This is a genomic window from Rhodocytophaga aerolata, assembly GCF_030503435.1.
Taxonomy (GTDB): Bacteria; Bacteroidota; Bacteroidia; order Cytophagales; family 172606-1; genus Rhodocytophaga; species Rhodocytophaga aerolata.
On sequence record NZ_JAUKPO010000104.1, the window covers coordinates 1 to 5,071 of the forward strand.

The 5,071-nt window shown below is 45.0% G+C and carries 1 protein-coding gene; it reads left to right on the forward strand.

The features are described from left to right. The coding region (locus Q0590_RS36625; protein WP_302042647.1) for a beta strand repeat-containing protein at window positions 1-5,071 on the forward strand (5,071 nt) is incomplete at both ends.

A 5,071-nucleotide genomic window follows, 5' to 3' on the forward strand; every position in this document is an offset into this window, starting at 1 on the left:
TTGCTGACCTTGCCGGTAATGCCTTTGCCGGTATTGCTGCCAACACGGCCTGGAATTTTACTACCCTAACTACTACTTCGGAAGACACCACTCCGCCTATCGTAACTACTTTGTCTCCAGCTGATGAAGCTACTGAGGTAACCATTAACACAGACTTGATCCTAACTTTTGATGAAGCAGTGGAGAAAGGCACAGGTACTATTACTATTACAGCCGGCACCCAGGTGCAGACCATCAATGTGACGGATGCTGCCGTTGTTGTAAATGGAACGACGGTTACTATTAACCCAGCTGATCTGCCCTATAGTAGCCCAGTAGTGGTGCAGATATCAGCCGGAGCTTTCCAGGATGCGGCCGGGAATGCCTTTGCAGGTATTACAGATAACACTACCTGGAACTTTACTACCCAACCTGAAGAGGACACCTCCCCTCCTATTGTTACTACTTTCTCCCCGGCTGATGAAGCCATAGAGGTAGTGCCCACTAGCAACTTGGTTATTACCTTCGATGAGCCTATTCAAAAAGGAATAGCCGGCAATGTTACCATCTACCAGGACAATACTTTACTACAAACCATTGAGCTAGCTTCCTTGGCTGTAGCTGATAATATTTTAACTATAGATCTGCCACAAGATTTACCCCAAGGAATAAGCTTGAATGTACGTATAACCCCTGGTACTATCACAGACCTGGCAGGCAATGCCTTTGCTGGGATAACTGATAATACTACCTGGAACTTTACGACTACAACCACCACTTCGGTAGATACTACTCCGCCAACCGTTATTACTTTGTCTCCAGCTGATGAAGCTACTGGGGTGACCATTGATACAGACCTGACCCTAACTTTTGATGAGGCTGTTGAGAAAGGGAGCGGTATCATTACCATCACTGCCGGTGCAATAGTGCAACAGATTCCTGTTAGTGATCCGGCCATAACAGTCAATGGCAGTACGGTTACTATCAACCCTGGCGATCTGCCGTATGAGAGTGCTGTCTTCATTCAAATCCCGGCTACAGCTTTCCAAGATGCTGCCGGCAATGCCTATGCCGGCATTACGGATAATACTAGCTGGAACTTTACCACTGCTGCTCAACCCGATACCAAGGCACCAACAGTCATTACTTTTTCTCCAGCCAATAATGCTACAAATGTTGGGGTAAATGAAAATCTGGTGATTGTCTTTAGTGAACCTGTAAAAAAAGGAGCCGGAAACGTCCGGATATCTATCAATGGAACAATTCAAGACATTGCTGTTACAGAAGAAACGGTGTTGGTAGAGGGAGCAACGGTTACCATAAATCCGGCAAGTGATTTCCCGGGAGGAGCTGTTGTCTCTGTAACGGTTGAACCAGGCTCTTTTACCGATTTGGAAATGAATCCTTATGCAGGCAACTCTAATGATTGGATTTTCTCAGTGATCAACAATGCGGATAATATCCCTCCTACGGCTTCAGCTTTCTCTCCGGCAGATGATGCAACAGATGTTGCCATAGATGATGTACTGACCATTACTTTTAGCGAAGAAATAACAAAAGGCACTGGTAATATTATTATTAACCAGGGCAATTCCACACAAAGTATCGATGTCACTAGCGATCTGGTAACCATAAGCGGCAACGTAGCCACCATAACTCCCCCAGAAAATTTCCCCTCTGGCTCCACTATCAGTATTCTGATGTTGTCAGGTGTGTTTACAGATAATGCCGGTAACTCCTTTGCCGGAATAAACAATGCCAATACCTGGAATTTCACAGTACCAGATAACATACAGCCGGAACTCGTGGCTGTATTTCCACTGGACAATACAACAGATGTGGCTCCCAATGTAAATCTGGTAATGATATTTAATGAAAACATTGTAAAGGGAAGCGGCAACCTGGTTGTCAGCCAGAATGCAACTGTTATTCAAGAAATACCTATTGGTGGACCTGAAGTAATTGTTAACGGTACAACAGCTATTATCAATCCACCTAATGACTTTCCCGTAGGTACTACTATTGCTATTCAGGTGCCGCAAGGAGGTTTTACAGATGCAGCTGGTAATCCGTTTGTTGGAATCAATGATACGGATTCATGGACAATGACAATTTCAGGTACAGCAGACGAAACTGGCCCGGTAATATCCGCCCTCACTCCAGCAGATGAATCAACGGATGTATCAACCAATAGTGTCTTAACTATTACATTTGATGAAAATATAACTAAAGGAACCGGAAGCATAACTATTAACCAGGGAACTGCCAGCCAGACAATTGATGTAACAAACGAAGCTGTTACGGTAGAAGGGAATATTGTTAAAATAACTCCTCCGGCAAATATGCCGGAAGGTACAGCAGTACATGTGTTAATTGAGGAGGGTGCATTTGTAGATCTGGCAAACAACAATTTTGCAGGCATAAGCACGGCAGAAGCATGGAATTTTCAGATTGCCGAGTCAATTCCTGCTGATAATATACCACCGGCAGTAGTTACCTATTCTCCTGCTGACGAGGCCACCAATGTGCAGGCAAATACTAATTTAACGCTTACCTTCAATGAGCCAGTGGCAAAGGGTAAGGGCAATATTATTATTAATTTAGGCACAAACAGCCGCCAGATCAACATAGAAAGTAATGCAGTTACCATTGATGGAACCACAGTCACTATTGATCCGGCAACTGACTTACCAGCGGGCAGCCAGGTTTCCGTTCTGATTGAAGAGGGTGCTTTAGAAGATATTGCCGGAAATAGGTATAGCGGAATCGACACTCCGGAAACTTGGAATTTTACAGTAGCCTCCTCTAGCATTGATATTATTCCCTCCGCTATTTTGTTCCTTCTTCCGCAAGACGATGCAACAAATGTTCCGGCAAATACCAATCTGGTGATCACGTTCAATGAACCGGTAAAAAAAGGTAATGGCTTTATTACCATCAACCAAGGAACTTCTGTTCAGCAAATAAATATCAACAGTTCCGCTGTAACAATTCTAGCCAATATACTTACCATAAATCCACCAGAAGACTTGCCTGCCGGTGCGAACGTATTTGTACAGATTGCTGCTGGAGCCATTACCGACCTGGCAAACAATGCATTCCCTGGCATTACCTCCACTACCGGCTGGAACTTTAGCGTTGCTCAGCCAGAAGACACTACACCACCTACGGTGACCACTTTGTTCCCAGCCGATGAAGCCACCGAGGTAGCCATAGATGCCAATTTAGTGCTCACTTTTGACGAAGCAGTGGAAAAAGCTAGCGGTACCATTACTATCACCGCAGGTACAATTGTGCAGACCATTAATGTAGCTGATGCAGCCGTTTCCGTAGATGGAACAATAGTTACTATCAACCCGGCAGATCTGCCTTATAGCAGCCCGGTAGTAGTGCAGCTATCAGCCGGTGCTTTTGTGGATGCGGCAGGGAATGCCTATACCGGAATCACGGATAACACTAGCTGGAACTTTACCACTGTTAGTGAGGATGATACTACCCCTCCAACAGTAAGTGTATACTCTCCGGCCAACAATGCCACCGAGGTAGCCACAAACAGCAATCTAATAGTCACTTTCGATGGGCCTGTACAAAAAGGGACAACAGGTGAAATTACCATCTATCAAGCCAATACTTTATTACAAACCATCGTCATCACCGATGCCAATGTTACCCTTGCAGACAATGTACTTACCATTGATCCACCACAAGACTTGCCTCAAGGCGTTTCGGTCAGCATCCAAATCACTGCCGGTGCCATTACAGATTTAGCCGGCAATGCTTTTGCAGGGATCACCGATAACACTAGCTGGCAATTTACCACCCAACCTGAACAGCCTGTAGATCAAATAGCTCCTTTGGTTCTAACACTTTCTCCAGCCAACAATGCCACCGGGGTAGCCTTGGATCAAAACCTGGTCATTACTTTTGATGAACCTGTTAAAAAAGCAGCTACCGGTAGCCTTACCATTTATCAAGGCAATACCTTAGTGCAGACCATAGCTATTACCAATGCGAGTGTTACCGTTCAGGATGAAGTACTTACCATTAATCCACCTCAGAACTTACCAGAAGGCGCAATATTGTCTATTCAAATTTCGGCCGGAGCCGTCACCGACCTAGCCGACAATGCCTATGCAGGTATAACCGACAACACCACCTGGCAATTTACTACTACAACAGTTCAGCCAGTGGACCAAACTGCCCCGGTAGTGGTTAGCTTATCGCCTCCAGACAATGCTACTGAAGTAGCTGTAGATACCGATCTGCAAATAACGTTTGATGAAACCATACAGGCAGTTGCTGAAAAAAAGATCTTTATTTATCAAGATGACATTTTGCTGGAAGAAATTGCCGTGAACAGTGAGCAGGTGAACATTGCCGAAAACCTAGTAAGCATTACTCTTACCAATACCTTAGCTCAAGGGTCAAGTATCCATATATTACTGGAAGAAGGAACATTCATTGACCTTGCAAACAATGCTTTCGCAGGAATCACGGATAATACAAGCTGGAACTTTACCACGGTTGGCGAGGATGATACTCAAGCTCCAATCGTAGAAACACTTTCGCCAGCTAACAATGCTACCGAAGTAGCCACAAACAGCAATCTGATAGTCACTTTCGATGAACCTGTACAAAAAGGGACAACAGGTGAAATTGCTATTTATCAGGCCAATACTTTACTACAAACCATCGCCATTACCGATGCCAATGTTACCCTTGCAGACAATGTACTTACCATTGATCCACCACAAGACTTGCCTCAAGGCGTTTCGGTCAGCATCCAAATCACTGCCGGTGCCATTACAGACTTAGCCGGCAATGCTTTTGCAGGGATCACCGATAACACTAGCTGGCAATTCACCACCGCTACCCAAGTAGATCCAACACCCCCTGCCTTACTTACACTCTCTCCAGCCGATGAAGCTGTAGAGGTAGCCATTGACACAGACCTGATTTTAACTTTTGATGAAGCAGTGGAAAAAGGAACAGGTACTATTACCATCACCGCCGGAACTCAAGTGCAGACCATCAATGTAGCTGATGCAGCCGTTTCTGTGGATGGAACAATAGTAACTATCAACCCGGCAGA